Here is a 16,377-nt window from a genome sequence, read left to right on the forward strand (position 1 = left end):
CACTCGCCGTGGCCGACGCCGTCCCGAACGCCCTTCGGGACGAAGGGCCGGGCTGCCACACCGCGTCAGCGGTCATCACCCCACCGTCCACGGCTGAGGTACCTCGCAGGGAGTCGGGGGTGAGGGTCGATTCGGAAGCGACCGGGGCCGAAGCCTGCCCGGACGAGAAAGCGGCGCCGTCCCCCTGCCTCGACACCGCCCCACCGCCCCGGGCTGAGGTCCCTTGAGGGGAGTCGGGGGTTGGGACGGTGCTGGCGGCTTGGTAGGCGGCGGCGCCGAAGGGAGCGTCGGGGACGGCGCGGAAGGTGCCGCCTCGGCCGAGGTCGAAGATGACGGCGGCCGGGACGATCGGGACGGTGCCGCCGGCGACCGGGTAGCCGATGCCGGCGTCCGCGAGGTGGTCCATGACGCCGCAGGCCGCACTCAGGCCGAACGCGCTTCCGCCTGACAGGACGATCGCGTGCACCCGCTCCACCAGATTGCGCGGGTCCAGGAGTTCCGTCTCCCGGGTTCCGGGTGCGGCCCCCCGTACGTCGACTCCCGCGACGGCTCCGTCGGCGGGCGCGAGGACGACGGTGGTCCCGGTACGGTAACCGTCCCCGACCCGGTGCGCGTGGCCGATCCGCAGCCCCGCCACGTCCGCCAGCGAGTTCGTCGGCCCGGGCCGCATCAGAAGTCGCCGGTCAGGAAGCGGCGGGCGGCCTCGGCGAAGACACGGGTGCAGCGGACGATCTCCTCCACCTCCACGTACTCGTCCGACTGGTGCGCGATCCACTTCCCGCCGGGCCCGTACACCACCGACGGGATCCCGCCCCAGTGCGTCAGCACGGTGCCGTCCGTCGAGCCGGGCACCCCGCCGTACACGGGCTCCTCCCCCGTGACGGCCCGGTGCGCGGCGGCCAGGGCGGCCACCACCGGCGTGGTGATGGGGACGTCCACGGGCGGCCGGTCCACCAGCACCGACACCTCGGACGAGATCCCGGAGCCGGAGGCGAGCGCGGCCACCCGGTCGGCGACGTCCTTGTGCTCGACCCCGGGGATCGTGCGCACGTCGACGAAGAGCGAGGCGACCGCGGGGATGACGTTCACCTGCTCCTCGGAGCCGGCCCGCAGCACGGTCGGCGTCACGTACACCTCGCCGAGGTGCTCGTGGGCGGGGTGGCGCGCCTGGAGCTCGTCCTGCAGCGCGGCGAGGCCGGCGAGCAGCGCGCCGGCGGCGGGGATGGGGTTGCGGCCGTGCTGCGGCATCGCGCCGTGCGCCATCTTGCCGGTCAGGTCGACGCGCAACCGCAGGGCGCCCTTGGCGACCGCGCAGATCTCTCCCGCCTCGGGCTCGGCGACGATGGCGCCGTCCACGCCGGCGGCCAGGCCCTCGGAGACGAAGTGGTGCGCGCCGATCATGAGGCCCTCCTCGTCGGCCAGCGCGCACACCTTGATCCGCCCGGGGAACGGCCCGGCCAGCTGCAGGGCGCGGGTGGCGTAGAGGGTGGCGGCCAGGCCGGACTTCATGTCGGCGCTGCCCCGGCCCCACAGCCGCCCGTCGCGGATCTCGCCGCCGAACGGGTCGACGGTCCAGGTGGACAGGTCGCCCTCGGTGACGACGTCGGTGTGGCCCTCGAACATCAGCGTCGGCCCGTCACCGCCGCCGCCCTCGACCACGGCTACCACGTTGGGCCGGCCGGGCGCGGCCTCGTACACGACCGGGTCCCAGCCCCACTCGCGCATCTTCGCCTCGACGAGCTCGGCGGCGGGCCGCTCGTCGCGGCCGCGCGCCGGGTCGTTGGTGCTGGGGATGCGCACCAGGGCCTGGGTGAACGCGACCACCCCGCCGGCATCGACGTCGATCAAAACAACCCCTCCAGAGTCGGTACGGCCTCCAGCAGCGCCCGCGTGTACGGGTGGGCGGGCGCGGCCCAGACGTCGTCCACGGGCCCGTTCTCCACGATCTCCCCCGCGCTCATGACGGCGACCGTCTCGCACACGTGCCGGACCACGGACAGGTCGTGCGAGACGAACACGAGCGTGAGCCCCAGCTCGTCGACGAGGTCGGCCAGCAGGTTGAGGATCTGGCCGCGTACGGAGACGTCGAGGGCGCTGACGGGCTCGTCGGCGACCAGCACCTGCGGCCGGGGCGCGAGCGCGCGGGCGATGGCGATGCGCTGGCGCTGCCCGCCGGAGAACTGGTGCGGGTAGCGCTCGGCCGCCTCGGCGGAAAGCCCGACGGCCTCCAGCAGCTCCGCCACCCGGCCGCCGACCGGCAGGCCGAGGGCGACGAGCGGCTCGGCGACCAGGTCACGGACGCGCATGCGCGGGTCGAGCGAGCTCATCGGGTCCTGGAAGACGATCTGGAGGTTCTCGCGCAGGAAACGCAGCCGCCGCTCGGGCAGCCCGGTGATCTCCCTGCCGTCGAACAGGATGGACCCGCTGGTCGCCCGGTCGAGGCCGCACAACAGGCGCAGCAGCGTCGACTTGCCGGAGCCGGACTCGCCGACGATGCCGTACCGCTCGCCGCGGTGCACGGTCAGCGACACCTCGCGCAGGGCCAGGACGTCGTGGCCGGGCTTGGTGAGCGAGGTGCGGGGACGGTGGTAGACGCGGGTGAGGCCGCGCGCCTCAATCAGCGGGGTGCCAGCATGCGAAGGCATGTGCGTCTCCTGTCAGCTCCGGTGCCGTCTCGCAGGCGGGGGTCGCCTGCGGGCAGCGGTTCCTGAACACGCAGCCGCCGGGAAAGCGCCCGGCCGGGGGGACGCTGCCGCTGATGGCCGGCAGCCGGGTGCCGCGCGGGGTCAGCTTGGAGGCGGCCAGCAGGCCCTCGGTGTAGCGGTGGCGAGGGCGGGTGAACACCTCGCGGATGGGGCCCGACTCGACGACGCGGCCGCCGTACATGACCAGGACGCGTTCGCAGACGGAGGCGACGACGGCGAGGTCGTGGGTGATGAACAGCAGCGCGGGCGCGACCTCGGCGATCAGCTCCAGCATCTGCTTCTGCACGGTGACGTCGAGCGCGGTGGTCGGCTCGTCGCAGATGAGCAGGCCGGGCTCGTTGGCCAGCGCGATGGCGAGCATGACGCGCTGGCGCTGCCCGCCGGACAGCTGGTGCGGGTACGCGCGGGCGATCTGCGCGGGCTCGGGGAGGCGTACGCGCTCCAGCAGCTCGACCGCCCGCGCGCGGGCCTCGTGGCGCGGTTTCCCGTGCAGGGTCATGACCTCGGCGACCTGGGCGCCGACCCGCATGAGCGGGTTGAGCGCGGTCATGGGCTCCTGGAAGACCATGGACATCTTGCGCCCGCGCAGCTCCTTGATCCGGCTCTCGGGGACGCCGACGAGGTCGCGGTCGCCCAGCCTGGCCATCCCTGAGGCGGCGACGCCCTCGGGCAGCAGGCCCATGAGCGACAGCGCGGTCAGCGACTTGCCCGACCCGGACTCGCCGATCAGCCCGACCCGCTCCCCCGGCCCGATCGCGAACGACACGTCGTGGACCAGCTCCACGGAGTCGGCGCGTACGGTGAGCCCGTCAACCTTCAGCACGGATCCTCCTGAGCTTCGGGTCGAGGAAGTCGCGCAGCCCGTCGCCGAGCAGGTTGAACCCGAGCACCGCCAGCGCGATGGCCAGGCCGGGCCACAGGGCCAGGCGCGGGGTGGAGAACAGCAGCTCCTGCGACTCCTGCAACATCCGCCCCCACGACGGGGTCGGCGGGCGGGTGCCGAAGCCGAGGAACGACAGCGCCGCCTCGGCCAGGATCGCGATCGCGAACGACACCGACGCCTGCACGATGAGGACGGAGCCGATGTTCGGCAGCACGTGCCGGAAGGCGATCGCGGGACGCCGCCGCCCGGCCGCCCTGGCGGCCAGCACGTAGTCGGTGACCATGACCTGCAGCGTGGCGGCGCGGGCCACGCGGGCGAACGCCGGCACGGTCGCCACCCCGATCGCGATCATCGCGGTGAGCGTGCCCGCCCCGTAGACGGCGCCCAGCATGACGGCCAGCAGCAGCGCGGGGAAGGCGAACACGAGGTCGTTCACCCGCATGATCAGCTCGGAGAGCCAGCCGCGCGGTGTCATCCCGGCGGCCATGCCGAGCGGCGTGCCGATGACCGCGGCGATGCCGACGGCGACGATGCCGACGTAGAGGGTGGTACGGGCGCCGACCATGAGCTGGCTGAAGGTGTCGCGGCCGAACTTGTCGGCGCCGAGCAGGTAGCCGCCACCGGGCTCGCGCAGCTTGCGGGCGGCGTCCACGAGCGTGGGGTCGTGCGGGGTCCAGAAGAACGACACCAGCGCCGCGAGCACGACGATTCCGACGAGCACCCCGCCGACCAGCAGCCCGGCGTTCATCCGGCCTCTCATCGCAGCCTCGGGTCGAGCAGGTGGTAGGCGACGTCCACCACGAAGTTGATCAGCAGGACGGCTGCCACGAGCACCATCACCACGCCTTGGACGAGCAGCAGGTCGCGCTGGGCGACACCGTTGAGCAGCAGGTCGCCGAGCCCCGGGACGACGAAGACCCGCTCGACCACGACCGCGCCGATGAGCAGCGTGGCCAGTTGCAGGCCGAGCACGGTGACCACGGGGATCGAGGCGTTGCGCAGGCCGTGCCGCCACAGGGCGCCGGTCGAGCCCCGGCCCTTGGCGCGGGCGGTGCGCAGGTAGTCCTCGCGCATCACGTCGAGCACGGCGCTGCGCACGTAGCGGGTGAGCACCGCGCCCTGGACGAGCCCGAGCGACAACCACGGCAGCAGCAGGCTGCGCAGCCACTCGGCCGGGTTCTCGGAGATCGGCACGTAGCCGCCGGACGGCAGCGCCTGGGCCTGCACCGCGAAGACGAAGACGAGCAGGATGCCGGCGAGGAAGGCGGGGATCGCGATGCCGAGCTGGCTGGCGGCGCTGATCACCGCGCCGAGCGCGTTGCGGTGGTGGACGGCGGCGAACGTGCCCAGCGGCACCGCGATCACCACCGCCAGGATCATGCCGCCGAGCACCAGCACGGCCGTGACGCCGAGCCGGTCGCCGATCTGGGGCCCGATGGGGGCGCTGGTGACGTAGGAGGTGCCGAAGTCGCCCTGCAGGAGGCCGCCGGCCCAGTCGAGGAACTGCGCGACGGGCGCCCGGTCGGTGCCGAACTGCCGGCGCAGCTCGGCGACCGCCTCGGGGGTGGCGTTGACACCGAGCGCGATCTCGGCCGGGTCGCCGGGCAGCAGCGCCATGAAGGCGAAGACCACGACGGCGGCCACGGCGGTGCTCGCGAGGAGCACCGCCAGCCGTTTGACGAGGTACAGGGTCATGCGGATCGGGTCACTGCTTGGCGAGCGCGGTGAAGTCGAACTGCTCCGCGATGGCGTTCTTCGGCAGCCCGGTCACGCCCTTCTTCGCCACCACCAGGTTGGGGAAGAGGAAGAGGAAGTCGGCCGCGGCGTCGTCGGACAGCAGCTTGGCCGCCTGCTTGAGCGACTCGGTCTGCTCCTGCTCGGTGCCTTCGTCGGCGGCGGCGAGCAGCTCGCCGAACTCGGGGTTGTCATACCGGAAGTAATACGACTTGTCGGCAAAAATCCCCATGTCGCGCGGCTCGACGTGATTGATGATCGACATGTCGTAGTCGCCCTGGGTGAACACCACGTCCAGCCACCGCGCCGGGAACTCCAGGGGCTCGATCTCCGCGTTGATCCCCACCTGGGCCAGCTGCGACTTGACGACCTGAGCGCTGTTGACCGCGTACGGCAGGTTGGGGATGCGCATCTTGACGTCGTACGTCTTGCCGCCCAGCAGCTCCTTGGCCTTGGCCGGGTCGTACGGGTAGTCGCCGGTGCGGTCCTCGTACCAGGGGTCGGTGGGCGGCACCATCGAGCCGATGAGCTGCCCGCGCCCGGCCCAGGCGGTGTCGAGCAGCGCCTTGTGGTCGATGGCGTGCCGGACGGCCTGCCTGACCTTCTTGTCGTCGAACGGCGGCCGGCCGTTGTTCATCGACAGCACCACCTCGCCGTTCGTGGTGCCCTCGACCGTCTGGAAGCGGTTGGGGTCGGCGAACTGCTGCAGCGATTCGGGCGCCTGCACGCTGGAGATGGCGTCGATGCCGCCGGTCAGCAGCGCGTTGTTCATCGCCGTGGCGTCCTTGAAGTACTTCAGCGTGACCGACGACAGCGACGGCTTGGTGCCCCAGTAGGCGGGGTTCGGCTGGAGCTGGATGGAGTCGCCGCGCCGCCACGAGCCGAGCACGTACGGGCCCGTCCCGATCGGCTTGTTGGCCAGGTCGGAGACGCCCGTGCGGCTGAACATCGCGCCGAGCCTGGTGGCCATCGAGTAGAGGAAGCCGTTGCTCGGGCGCTTGAGCGTGACGACGACGGTGGAGTCGTCCTTCTTCTCGACCGTGTCGATGACGTCGAGCTGCGACTTGATCTTGAGCTTCCAGTCCGTCTTCACCCGGTCGAGCGAGAACACCACGTCGTCGGCGGTGAACGGCGCGCCGCTGCTGAACGTGACGTTCTTACGCAGCGTGAACGTGTAGGACGTGCGGTCGTCCGAGACGTCCCACTTCTCGGCCAGCAGCGGCACGATCTGGCCGTTCTGGTCGAGCTTGACCAGGCCCTCGTAGACGTTGACGAGCAGTGCCTGGGGGATGGCGACGCCCTCCGTGGAGGTGAAGTCGAGGTTCGCGGGCTCGGCCACGAATCCGACGGACAGCGTCTGGGCCGCGGGGGCGCCGCCGCCGGCGGTGCCGGCGGTGCCGCCACCGCAGGCTGCGGTGCTGAGCAGGAGACCGCCGACGGCCATCCAGATCCCGATGCGCCTCATCTCTTACAGCCTCCTGGCTAGTGCACTGGTCGGACCAGTAGGCTACGCACATTGCCAGTCGGCGACGGCTCGGGTCAAGGGGGCATGACGTGAGTGGTCCGAGGTTCGAGCCCGTACGGGCCGTACGCGCTTACGAGCGGGTCGTGGAGCAGGTCGAGGAGGCCATCGAGAGCGGCGCTCTCTCACCGGGCGAGCGGCTGCCGAGTGAGCGCGAGCTGATGGTGCAGTTCTCCGTCAGTCGCTCCACGGTGCGCGAGGCGCTGCGGGTGCTGCAGGCGCGCGGTCTGGTGCGGTCGCGGCCCGGCGACCCGAACGGCGCGGAGGTGCTGCCGTTCACGCCGGCCGCGCTGCACAAGTCGATGACGACGCTGGCCCGGGTGGAGGAGCTGTCGCTGGCGGAGCTGGTGCAGTTCCGGATGGTGCTCGACTCTGCGGCGATCCTGCTGGCGGCGCGGCTGCGTACCGACGAACAGCTCGCCGAGATGGCCGAGGCGGTCGCGCGCATGCGGGCCGCGCTGGAGCTGGGCGAGGACGCCTTCAGCGCGGCCGACGTGGCCTTCCACGAGGTGGTGGCGCGGGCGGGCGGCAACAAGCTCATCCAGATCTGCACCGACGTGGTGCGCTCGATCGTGGTGCGGCTGATCTCCGAGAAGCTGGCGGGCGCCCCCGACCGGGAGGCGCTGATGCGGCAGAGCATCCGCCACCACGAGGAGGTCATCGCGGCCATCCGACTCGCCGACGGCCCCCTGGCGGCCCGGCTGTCCAGGAAGGCGATGTACGACTACTACGCGGGCTACGTTCCCGCCGCCGAACGCGGCGTCCTGCGGGCCCTGCTGGACTGACCCATCCCGTAGGAGTGACCTGGCCCACAGGGGTGTTATGTTGCCCCCGTGGCGCGCGACGGGGACGGGCTGGCGGAGGCCTTTCTGCGCGAGCCGCGGCGATACACCAGCCACCAGGTGGCCGAGATGGCGGGGGTGCCGGTCTATCGTGCGCGGCGGTTCTGGCGTGCCCTGGGCTTCCCCAACGTGCCCGACGACGCGGTCGAGTTCACCGACTCCGACGTCGAGGCGCTCAAGACGCTGCTCGGCATGGTGACCTCGGGCGTCTACGACGAGGAGCACGTCCTGCTCATGGCCCGCTCGCTGGGCCGGGCCACGGCGCGGCTGGCCGAGTCGCAGGCCGAGCTGGGCGCGGAGGCGCTCGACCAGGCGGGCGTGCCGCTGGCCGAGCGCTCGCGCGCCTGGCGGCGGCGGGCCGAGCTGGTGGTGCCCGACCTGGCGCGGCTGCTGGTCTACGCCTGGCAGCGCCAGCTCGCCGCCGCCGCGGGCCGCATCGCCGACCAGGACATGAGCTCCGTACGCCTGGCCGTCGGGTTCGCCGACCTGGTGGCGTTCACCCGGCTGAGCAGGCAGATCACCGCGAGCGAGCTGGCCCGGCTGGTCGACAGGTTCGAGGGCCGCTCGGCCGACATCGTCACCTCCACCGGCGGACGGGTGATCAAGACACTCGGCGACTCGGTGCTGTTCGTGGCCGACAAGTCCCACGTGGCGGCGGAGATCGCGCTGCGCCTGGTGGAGACGCACGCCCGCGGGCGTGACATGCCGGAGCTGCGGGTGGGGCTGGCGTCCGGGCCGGTGATCTGGCGCATGGGCGACGTGTTCGGCACCACGGTCAACCTGGCCAGCCGGCTGACCGCGCTGTCGCTGCCCGGCTCGATCCTGGCCGATCCGCGGCTCGCCGAGGAGCTGGAGGGCGACCGGGCCTTCCGGCTGCGCGAGGTCAACCGGCTGTCGGTGCGCGGCCTGGGCGAGCTGGCCCCGTACACGATCGGGCGCGCCGAGGGCGCCTGACCGCTCGCGAACCGGCCGGTGGACTGGCCGGTCGGGTTGTCTCGAAGGTGGACCCTGCGGTAGATCGGGAGCAGAGGAGGTGGCCGTGATGGAACGTGCCGTGATCGAGGGCAGGCCGGTGGACGACGCGGAGGCGCGCTGGGCGCTGGAGGCCCGCTACGGCCACTTCACCGCCATGCAGGTCAGGGATCGGCGGGTGCGCGGGCTGGAGCTGCATCTCGAACGGCTCCAGCGCGCCAACCGCGAGCTGTTCGGCGCCGACCTCGATCGCGCGGCGGTGCTGGAGTCGGTCCGCGCGGTCCTCGGCGAGGCGCGCGACGCGAGCGTGCGGGTGTACGTCCTGGAGGCCGACCGGCCGCGGGTCATCGCGACCGCGGGGCCGCCGCACGAGCCGCTCGCCGGGCCGCTGCGCCTGCGCGCGGTCGTGTACCAGCGCTATCTCCCGCACGTCAAGCAGGCCCGCGGGTTCCAGCAGGCCCACATCCTGCGGATGGCCGCCCGTGACGGCTTCGACGAGGCGCTGCTCACCACCGAGGACGGCCTGATCAGCGAGGGCGCGATCACGAACGTGGGCGGGTTCGACGGTGGCCGGCTGGTCTGGCCGGACGCGCCGATGCTGACCGGCGTCACGATGGCGCTGCTGCAGCGCATGGACGTGCCGCAGGAGCGGCGCCCGCTGAAGGTGGCCGACCTGGCCGGGTTCGACCAGGTGTTCCTCTGCAACTCCTGGGGCGTGACGCCGGTCGGCGAGGTGGACGGCGTGCCGCTGCGCCAGGACGCCCCGCTGATGGCCCGCCTGCGCGCCTTCTACGACGGCATCGCCGGGGATCCGGTGGATTGATCCGGTCGCGGTGCGCGTTGCACCCGTACGTGACCGCGTACTCGATTCTGGATCGTTCGCTCGTGCGGCAGGGCTCGGACCCGGCCGAGGCGCTGCGGGAGACCGTGCGGTTCGCGCGGCAGGCGGAGGAGCTCGGCTACCACCGGTTCTGGGTGTCGGAGCACCACAGTGTGCCAGGCGCGGCGGGCTCGGCGCCGACCGTGCTGGCGGCGGCCGTGGCCGCGGCGACCTCCCGCATCCGGGTGGGCACGGGCGGCGTGATGTTGCCCAACCACCGTCCGCTGGTGGTCGCCGAGCAGTTCGGCGTGCTGGAGTCGCTGTATCCGGGGCGCGTCGACATGGGGCTCGGGCGTTCCGTGGGGTTCACCGGCGGCATCCGCCGGGCGCTCGGCCACGGCAAGGACGACGCCGACCGGTTCGCCGAGCAGCTCGGCGAGCTGCTCGGCTGGTTCACCGGCACCCAGACGGCTCATCCCGGCGTGCACGCGCTGCCCGCCGAAGGACTGCGTCCGCAGGCGTTCGTGCTGGCCATGGGCGCGGGCGCGGACATCGCGGCGGAGCTGGGGCTGCCGGTGGTGATCGGGGGCGGGCCCCGGGCGGTGGACGCCGCCGCCCGCTACCGGGCCGGGTTCCGGCCGTCGGCGTGGGCGGCGCGGCCGTACGTGATGGTGGCGGCGGACGTCGCGGTCGGCCCGAGCGCCGGGGAGGCGGCGCTGCTGCAGCTGCCCGAGGCGTGGTCCACGGTCCGCTCGCGCACGGCGGGCGTCTTCCCGCCGTTGGTCCCGGCCGCGGAGGTCGCGCGGACGGAGATGAGCGAGCGCGAGCGGGCGTATCTGGAGGAGTCGCTCAAGAGCCGTGTCCACGGGACGGAGAGTGAGGTCGCCGTCGCCCTCGGCACGCTGGTCGAGGCCACCGGTGCGGACGAGGTGCTGGTCACGATGAACACCTACGACCTCGATCGCCGGCTCGACTCCTATCGGCGGCTCGCGGGGGTGTTCGGAGGGTGATCGCGGGCGTTACTATCGCCCGAATAACACCGCCCGAATATCGTTCTGCCCGGATGAAGGGTGCCCGCTTTGATCCGTCAGCACTCCCTCGGCGACCTCCTGCGGCGCTCGGCCGCCCGTCACCCCGCCAAGACCGCGATCGTCTTCGGAGACCTGCGGCAGAGCTACGCCGACCTCGACCGGGCGGTGAACCGCACGGCCAACGCGCTGGCCGCGCGGGGCGTGGCCAAGGGCGACCGGTTCGCCGTGCTGAGCCACAACAACCACGCGTTCGTGGTGGCGTACCTGGCGCTGGCGCGGCTGGGGGCGATCTCCGTGCCGGTCAACTTCATGCTGCGGGCCGAGGAGGTGGCGTACGTCCTGGAGCACTCCGGGGCGAGCGGGATGCTCGTCGAGGAGGCGCTGCTGCCGGTCGCCGAGGCCGCGGTCACCGGCAAGGTGTCCGTACGCGGTGTGATCGGCGCGGCGCGGGACGGCTGGGAGGCGTTCACCGCGTGGTCGTCGCACGACGACGACGCCGAGCCGCGGGCAGAGGTCGCCGACGACGACCCGATCCAGATCATGTACACCAGCGGCACCGAGTCGCGCCCCAAGGGGGCCACCCTGTCGAGCCGGAGCCTGATCGCCCAGTACGTCACCTGCATGGTGGACGGCGAGATGAGCCCCGACGACGTCGAGGTGCACGCCCTGCCCCTCTACCACTGCGCCCAGCTGCACTGTTTCCTCACTCCTGGCCTCTATCTGGGCGCCACCAACATCGTGCTGCCCGGCGCCAGCCCGGCGGCGATCCTGGCCACGATCGAGGGCGAGCGCGCCACGAAGCTCTTCTGCCCGCCCACCGTCTGGATCTCGCTGCTGCGCCATCCCGACTTCGATCGCCGTGACCTGTCGTCGCTGCGCAAGGGCTACTACGGCGCCTCCATCATGCCGGTGGAGGTACTGAAGGAGATCGCCGCCCGGCTGCCGGAGGTGCGGCTGTTCAACTTCTACGGGCAGACCGAGATGGCGCCGGTCGCCACGATCCTCCGCCCGGAGGAGCAGCTCACCCGGCTCGGCTCGGCCGGCCGGCCCGCGCTGAACGTGGAGACCCGCATCGTGGACGACCAGGACGAGCCGGTGCCGCCGGGCGTGGTCGGCGAGATCGTGCACCGCAGCCCGCACGCCATGCTCGGCTACTGGAACGACCCGGACAAGACCGCTGAGGCGTTCCGCGGCGGCTGGTTCCACAGCGGCGACCTCGGCGTCATGGACGCCGACGGATACCTGTCGGTGGTGGACAGGAAGAAGGACATGATCAAGTCCGGCGGCGAGAACGTCGCCAGTCGCGAGGTCGAGGAGGCGATCTACCAGCATCCGGGGGTCGCGGAGGCGGCGGTGTTCGGGCTGCCGGACGACAGGTGGATCGAGGCGGTGACCGCGGCGGTGGTGCCGCGGCAGGGCGCGGAGGTGACCGCCGAGGAGCTGACCGCGTTCCTGCGGGAGCGGCTGGCGGCGTTCAAGGTGCCCAAGCGGGTGGTGTTCGTGCCGGAACTGCCGAAGAACGCCTCGGGCAAGGTGCTCAAGCGGGAGCTGCGCGACACGCTGGCGTAACGTCCGCCATCTCCGGCACGACTTCGAAGTGATCACGCTTCACCCCGGTCCGGAGCGGGCATGCCCTCTCGGCGACCACTTGCCCGCCCAGCCCGGGACTCCCCCCGTGTCGACCTAGAGAGGCCGCATGCCAAGCCTGCCCGAGCTCATGCACCGCACCTTCTTCCGGACGTTGTCGCTGCTGTCGCCGAGGGGTCAGGCCGTGGTCCTGCGCCGCTACTTCGACTGGTGGCACCGCAGCCCCGACCCGTGGAAGTTGTCGACCGACGACTACGAGCAGCACAAGTACCGCTCGACGCTGGAGTGCCTGCCGGCCAGGCCGTACCAGCGCATCATGGAGGTCGGCTGCAGCGAGGGGGTGTTCACCGAGACGCTCGCGAAGACGTACCCGGAGGCCGAGATCACCGGGGTGGACGTGTCGGAGCGGGCGCTGGAGCGGGCGCGGGCGCGCGTCCCCGAGAACGGGCGGGTGCGGTTCCTGCAGGCCGACATCCTCACCCACCAGGTCGAGCCCCGCTTCGACCTGGTGTTCTGCTCCGAGACCCTCTATTACCTGGGCCGCCACGACCGCCTGCACCGCGCCTCCGACCAGCTCAGCGCGTTGCTGGCACCGGACGGCGTGCTGGTGGCGGTGCACCCGTGGCCGGAGGCCAGGCGGCTGCACCGCTTCCTCGACGGGCACCCGTCGCTGTCGCGCCTGACCGAGCGGGTCTACACGACTCCGCCGCGCCCGTTCACCGTCGCGGCGTACGGGGCAAAACCGGCATAAAGCTGCGGCGAATCCGGCAGAACGTCACAAATTTTGCCGGTGCTCGGGGTCCGCCATCGAGTCGGATGACGATCGCGCGACTACGCTCTGGTACTGCCGCGTACCAGTCATCCGGCAGCGCCGAGGCGCCGTCCGGCTTCCCCCCGCCGTTGGAGTCCGGCCAGGGGGAGGCCATTAATGACCACATTGCCCAAGTTCATCACCGGGCCCAGCAACTTCTTGGACGAGCGCGTGGGGGGCGCGAACTTTCTCAAGCGCAACCTGCGCAAGATCTTCCCTGACCATTGGACGTTCCTGCTGGGTGAGATCGCGCTGTACTCGTTCATCATCCTGCTGCTGACCGGGACATTCCTCACCTTCTGGTACGAGCCCAGCATGGGGCACGTGGTCTACCAGGGACCGTACGCGCCGCTCAGAGGCGTGGGCATGTCGGAGGCGTACGCGTCGACCCTGGAGATCAGCTTCGAGGTGCGCGGCGGGCTGCTGATGCGGCAGATGCACCACTGGGCGGCGTTGCTCTTCGTGGCCAGCATCGTGATCCACATGCTGCGGGTGTTCTTCACCGGCGCCTACCGCAAGCCGCGCGAGCTGAACTGGCTGATCGGCATCGGGCTGTTCACGGTGTCGCTGTTCGAGGGGCTCAGCGGCTACTCCCTCCCCGACGACCTGCTGTCGGGCGCGGGGCTGCGGATCACCCAGGGCGTGGTGCAGTCGCTGCCGCTGGTCGGCACGTACCTGTCGTTCTTCCTGTTCGGCGGGCAGTATCCGGGCGAGGTGGTGATGGCGCGGTTCTTCACGCTGCACATCCTGCTGATCCCGGGCATCCTGGTCGCCCTCATCACCGCCCACCTGATCCTGATGTGGGTGCAGAAGCACACGCAGATGCCGGGCAAGGGCCGCACGAACACCAACGTGGTCGGCGCCCCGCTGCTGCCCGCCTTCATGGCGAAGTCGGGCGCGTACATGCTGTTCACGGTCGCCGTCCTGGCGGGCCTGGCGACGTTCGCGCAGATCAACCCCATCTGGCTGTTCGGCCCCTACACGCCCGCGGACATCTCCGCCGGATCCCAGCCGGACTGGTACATGGGCTTCCTGGAGGGCTCGCTGCGGCTCATGCCGGCCTGGGAGATCAACCTCTTCGGCACGGCGAACGCGGGCACGCTGCCACTGAGCGTGCTGATCCCGGCGCTGCTGCCCCTCGGCCTGATCATCACCGGCCTGGTGCTCTATCCGTTCCTGGAACGCTGGATCACCGGCGACCGGAGCGAGCACCACATCGCCGACCGGCCGCGCAACAACCCGCACCGCACCGCGATCGGCATGGCGGGCGTCATCTTCTACGGCCTGCTCTGGCTGCTCGGCGCCAACGACGAGATCGCGACGTTCTTCCGCGTCAGTCTCAACTGGACGACGTACATCGGACGGGTGCTGATCTTCGTCGGGCCGGCGCTGGCGTACTGGATCACCTACCGGATGTGCGTGGGCCTGCAGCGATCGGACGCGAACGTGGTCGGCCACGGGGTGGAGTCGGGCGTCATCAAGCGCCTGCCGCACGGCGAGTACATCGAGGTCCACTCGCCGCCGTCGGAGGACATCGAGGCCCACCTGCGCGGCAAGACGCCCGTCCCGATGTTGCCCGCGGCCCGGGGGGACGGCGAGGGCGTCCCGCCCAAGTACGCCCGCAGCCTGCTCGGGCGGCTCAGGGTGAGGATGAGCCGCGCGTACGGCGGCGAGCAGGTCCCGCTCGACGGGGACCGCGCACATGAGGAGAAACCCGTCGCCAGGAGGGAGCAGTAGCACCGCGGCTCAGGAGGCCGGGCGGCGGTCGAGGGCCTGGATCCACTTGACCGCCACGGCGGCCACCTGGACCAGCTCCCCCCGCAGCCGCCGCGGGTCGCTCTCGGCGAACGCCTCCAGCACCTCCTCGGCCAGGAGGTGCCGCCAGGTCAGCGTCCCGGCCCGGGAGGCCGCCTCGGTCTCCAGCCGGGCCCGGTCGGAGGCGGCCGTCGAGCCGTCGGCACCGGTGCCGTCGGGCAGGATCTGCATGCCCCACCTGGCGTCCTGCGCCGCCCGCTCGGCCGCCACGTCCCCGAGCGCCCGCGCCAGCGACCCGGGCACTCCCGCATCCCCGTCATGTGTCATCCGCCCAGTCTGGCCGATGATCATCCATGCCGGCCGGCCGGGACGGGACGGGGTGCCGGAGGGCGGAAACCGGGGCCGAGGTCGGTCAGACCGGAGCAGGCGTGGTCGCGGAACGCGCGGGCGGCCGGGGTGAGGTGGTCCCCCGCCGGCCAGCTGACGCCGATCGTGCGGAACAGCGGCGGCGACAGCGGGATCTCGCGCATGCCGCCCGTGGGCGGCTGGTCCGAGCGGGGCAGGATGGCCACGCCCAGGCCGGCCGCCACCAGGCCGCGCACCGTCTCCGACTCCTGGCCCTCGAAGGCGATGCGCGGCTCGAACCCGGCCGCGGCGCACAGATCGTCGGTGATCTGGCGCAGGCCGTACCCGTGCTCCAGCGTCACCAGCTCCTCCCCCGCCAGCTCGGCCGCCCGCACCCGCCCCGATGCGGCGAACCGGTGCGACGGCGGCACCGACAGGACCAGCTCCTGGTCGGCGAGCGGCCGGCTGACCAGATCGGGGTCGTCCAGCGGCATGGGCGCGACGAACACCAGGTCGATCTCGCCGGCGCGCAGGGCCCGCAGCATGTCCTGACGCGACCCCTGCGCCAGGCTGAAGCGGATGCCCGGGTTGCGCTCGCGGAAGCCGCCGATGAGCGACGGCACCAGGGTGCGCCCGAGCAGGTGCAGGAACCCGAGCACGACGCGGCCGCTGCCGGGGTCGATCTCCTCGCGCACCTCGCGGGCGGCGGCGGTCACGGCGGCGAGCGCGCGGGTGGAGGCGGCGGCCAGGGTGCGGCCGGCCCGGGTCAGGCGGATGCCGCGGCCGGCGGGGAGCACGAGCGGGGCGCCGACGATGTCCGCCAGCGCCGCGAGGCGGCGGCTGGCCGTGGGCTGGGGGATGCCGAGCAGCTCGGCGGCACGGGTGACCTGGCCCGTTTCACCGACGGCGGCCAGCAGGGCCAGGGACGGAGTCAGACGGGCGGCCAGCTCCTCATCCGATTCATGCGTCATGGTATGAATTATCGCCCATTTCTGCATTAGACGTATTTTTTAGCTTTGCTTAGCGTCTGAGATGTGGTCGTTCTCCAGGATGTCTCCGTGGACACGCGGCGGGTCAGCGCCGCGGTGGCCGCGGCCGGGCTGTCGTCGTTCGCTCTGCTGTACGCGCCGCAGCCGGTGCTGCCGCAGCTCGCACAGGCGTACGGGCTGGATCCGGGCAGCGCGTCGCTGGCGATCGGGGTGGCGACCACCGCGCTGGCCGTCGCCGTGCTGCCGGTCGCCTGGATGGCGGGAGCCGTCGGGCGGCGGCGGGTGATCCTCTGGTCGGTGCTGCTGGCGGCGGTGATCGGGCTGGCCCTGCCGCTGGCGCCGTCCTTCCCTGTGCTGCTGGTGATGCGGGCGGTGCAGGGC

At 72.0% G+C, this 16,377-nt stretch carries 17 protein-coding genes; 8 read left to right on the forward strand and 9 right to left on the reverse strand.

What is annotated here, in order from left to right; all coding sequences use genetic code 11:
- The 7 genes from E1286_RS38590 to E1286_RS38620 form a co-directional block, all read right to left on the reverse strand.
- Positions 1-670 (reverse strand): P1 family peptidase (locus E1286_RS38590; protein WP_187368284.1); only part of this gene is annotated, 670 nt, incomplete at its 3' end.
- Entirely contained in the window at positions 670-1,848 is a 1,179-nt protein-coding gene (locus E1286_RS38595) for a M20 family metallopeptidase (RefSeq protein ID WP_132620828.1), read from the reverse strand. The genes E1286_RS38595 and E1286_RS38590, both read right to left, overlap by 1 nt.
- Positions 1,845-2,645 (reverse strand): ATP-binding cassette domain-containing protein, encoded by an 801-nt coding sequence (locus E1286_RS38600; protein WP_132620830.1) that lies wholly within the window; start codon positions 2,643-2,645, stop codon positions 1,845-1,847. The genes E1286_RS38595 and E1286_RS38600 overlap by 4 nt, the downstream gene beginning before the upstream one ends.
- Positions 2,614-3,528 (reverse strand): ABC transporter ATP-binding protein, encoded by a 915-nt coding sequence (locus tag E1286_RS38605; protein WP_132620832.1) that lies wholly within the window; start codon positions 3,526-3,528, stop codon positions 2,614-2,616. The genes E1286_RS38600 and E1286_RS38605 overlap by 32 nt, the downstream gene beginning before the upstream one ends.
- Entirely contained in the window at positions 3,515-4,336 is an 822-nt protein-coding gene (locus tag E1286_RS38610; protein WP_246075528.1) for an ABC transporter permease, read from the reverse strand. Before E1286_RS38610 ends, E1286_RS38605 begins: the two co-directional genes overlap by 14 nt.
- 8 nt (positions 4,337-4,344) lie before the next feature.
- Entirely contained in the window at positions 4,345-5,283 is a 939-nt protein-coding gene (locus tag E1286_RS38615; RefSeq protein WP_132620875.1) for an ABC transporter permease, read from the reverse strand.
- 10 nt (positions 5,284-5,293) lie between these two features.
- Positions 5,294-6,787, reverse strand: coding sequence for an ABC transporter substrate-binding protein (locus E1286_RS38620; RefSeq protein WP_132620877.1), 1,494 nt, complete (start codon positions 6,785-6,787; stop codon positions 5,294-5,296).
- A gap of 89 nt (positions 6,788-6,876) precedes the next feature.
- On the opposite strand from E1286_RS38620, the gene E1286_RS38625 reads away from it, so the two are divergent.
- The 7 genes from E1286_RS38625 to qcrB all read left to right on the forward strand — a co-directional run bounded on the left by E1286_RS38625 (position 6,877) and on the right by qcrB (position 14,644).
- Positions 6,877-7,629: a FadR/GntR family transcriptional regulator gene (locus E1286_RS38625; RefSeq protein WP_132620879.1), complete on the forward strand. Its 753-nt coding sequence runs from the start codon at positions 6,877-6,879 to the stop codon at positions 7,627-7,629.
- Positions 7,630-7,677: 48 nt separating this feature from the next.
- A complete protein-coding gene (locus E1286_RS38630; protein ID WP_132620881.1) occupies positions 7,678-8,640 on the forward strand; it encodes an adenylate/guanylate cyclase domain-containing protein in 963 nt (320 codons plus the stop codon).
- Positions 8,641-8,728: 88 nt separating this feature from the next.
- On the forward strand, positions 8,729-9,481 hold the full coding sequence (locus tag E1286_RS38635) for an aminotransferase class IV (protein WP_165970105.1): 753 nt from the start codon (positions 8,729-8,731) through the stop codon (positions 9,479-9,481).
- A 29-nt stretch (positions 9,482-9,510) separates the two neighbouring features.
- Positions 9,511-10,488 carry an LLM class flavin-dependent oxidoreductase gene (locus E1286_RS38640; protein ID WP_132620885.1) on the forward strand — a complete coding sequence of 326 codons (978 nt, stop codon included), beginning with the start codon at positions 9,511-9,513 and terminating at the stop codon, positions 10,486-10,488.
- Positions 10,489-10,548: 60 nt separating this feature from the next.
- Complete coding sequence (locus tag E1286_RS38645) at positions 10,549-12,078, forward strand: acyl-CoA synthetase (protein WP_132620887.1); 1,530 nt, start codon at positions 10,549-10,551, stop codon at positions 12,076-12,078.
- A gap of 127 nt (positions 12,079-12,205) precedes the next feature.
- Complete coding sequence (locus E1286_RS38650; RefSeq protein ID WP_132620889.1) at positions 12,206-12,847, forward strand: class I SAM-dependent methyltransferase; 642 nt, start codon at positions 12,206-12,208, stop codon at positions 12,845-12,847.
- A gap of 177 nt (positions 12,848-13,024) precedes the next feature.
- Positions 13,025-14,644, forward strand: coding sequence for a cytochrome bc1 complex cytochrome b subunit (gene qcrB / locus E1286_RS38655; protein WP_132620891.1), 1,620 nt, complete (start codon positions 13,025-13,027; stop codon positions 14,642-14,644).
- Positions 14,645-14,653: 9 nt separating this feature from the next.
- On the opposite strand, the gene E1286_RS38660 is transcribed toward qcrB, so the two are convergent.
- Together E1286_RS38660 and E1286_RS38665 are read right to left on the reverse strand one after the other, a co-directional pair.
- Positions 14,654-14,989, reverse strand: a complete 336-nt coding sequence (locus tag E1286_RS38660; protein WP_132620893.1) for a hypothetical protein — start codon at positions 14,987-14,989, stop codon at positions 14,654-14,656.
- Between the two features lie 20 nt (positions 14,990-15,009).
- A complete protein-coding gene (locus tag E1286_RS38665) occupies positions 15,010-15,978 on the reverse strand; it encodes a LysR family transcriptional regulator (protein ID WP_132620895.1) in 969 nt (322 codons plus the stop codon).
- An 87-nt stretch (positions 15,979-16,065) separates the two neighbouring features.
- Between E1286_RS38665 and E1286_RS38670 the strand changes: the two genes are divergently transcribed.
- A partial coding sequence (locus tag E1286_RS38670; RefSeq protein WP_246075530.1) for an MFS transporter occupies positions 16,066-16,377 on the forward strand: 312 nt, incomplete at its 3' end.

The organism is Nonomuraea terrae (assembly GCF_004348995.1).
In the GTDB taxonomy this organism is placed as follows: domain Bacteria; phylum Actinomycetota; class Actinomycetes; order Streptosporangiales; family Streptosporangiaceae; genus Nonomuraea; species Nonomuraea terrae.

What these genes read in the sequence shown, in the direction of transcription:
- E1286_RS38600 (WP_132620830.1), bottom strand. Translation starts at nt 2,645, where the DNA reads ATGCCTTCGCATGCTGGCACCCCGCTGATTGAGGCGCGCGGCCTCACC.
- E1286_RS38610 (WP_246075528.1), bottom strand. Translation starts at nt 4,336, where the DNA reads ATGAACGCCGGGCTGCTGGTCGGCGGGGTGCTCGTCGGAATCGTCGTG.
- E1286_RS38615 (WP_132620875.1), bottom strand. Translation starts at nt 5,283, where the DNA reads ATGACCCTGTACCTCGTCAAACGGCTGGCGGTGCTCCTCGCGAGCACC.
- E1286_RS38620 (WP_132620877.1), bottom strand. Translation starts at nt 6,787, where the DNA reads ATGAGGCGCATCGGGATCTGGATGGCCGTCGGCGGTCTCCTGCTCAGC.
- E1286_RS38635 (WP_165970105.1), top strand. Translation starts at nt 8,729, where the DNA reads ATGGAACGTGCCGTGATCGAGGGCAGGCCGGTGGACGACGCGGAGGCG.
- E1286_RS38650 (WP_132620889.1), top strand. Translation starts at nt 12,206, where the DNA reads ATGCCAAGCCTGCCCGAGCTCATGCACCGCACCTTCTTCCGGACGTTG.
- qcrB (WP_132620891.1), top strand. Translation starts at nt 13,025, where the DNA reads ATGACCACATTGCCCAAGTTCATCACCGGGCCCAGCAACTTCTTGGAC.
- E1286_RS38660 (WP_132620893.1), bottom strand. Translation starts at nt 14,989, where the DNA reads ATGACACATGACGGGGATGCGGGAGTGCCCGGGTCGCTGGCGCGGGCG.
- E1286_RS38665 (WP_132620895.1), bottom strand. Translation starts at nt 15,978, where the DNA reads ATGACGCATGAATCGGATGAGGAGCTGGCCGCCCGTCTGACTCCGTCC.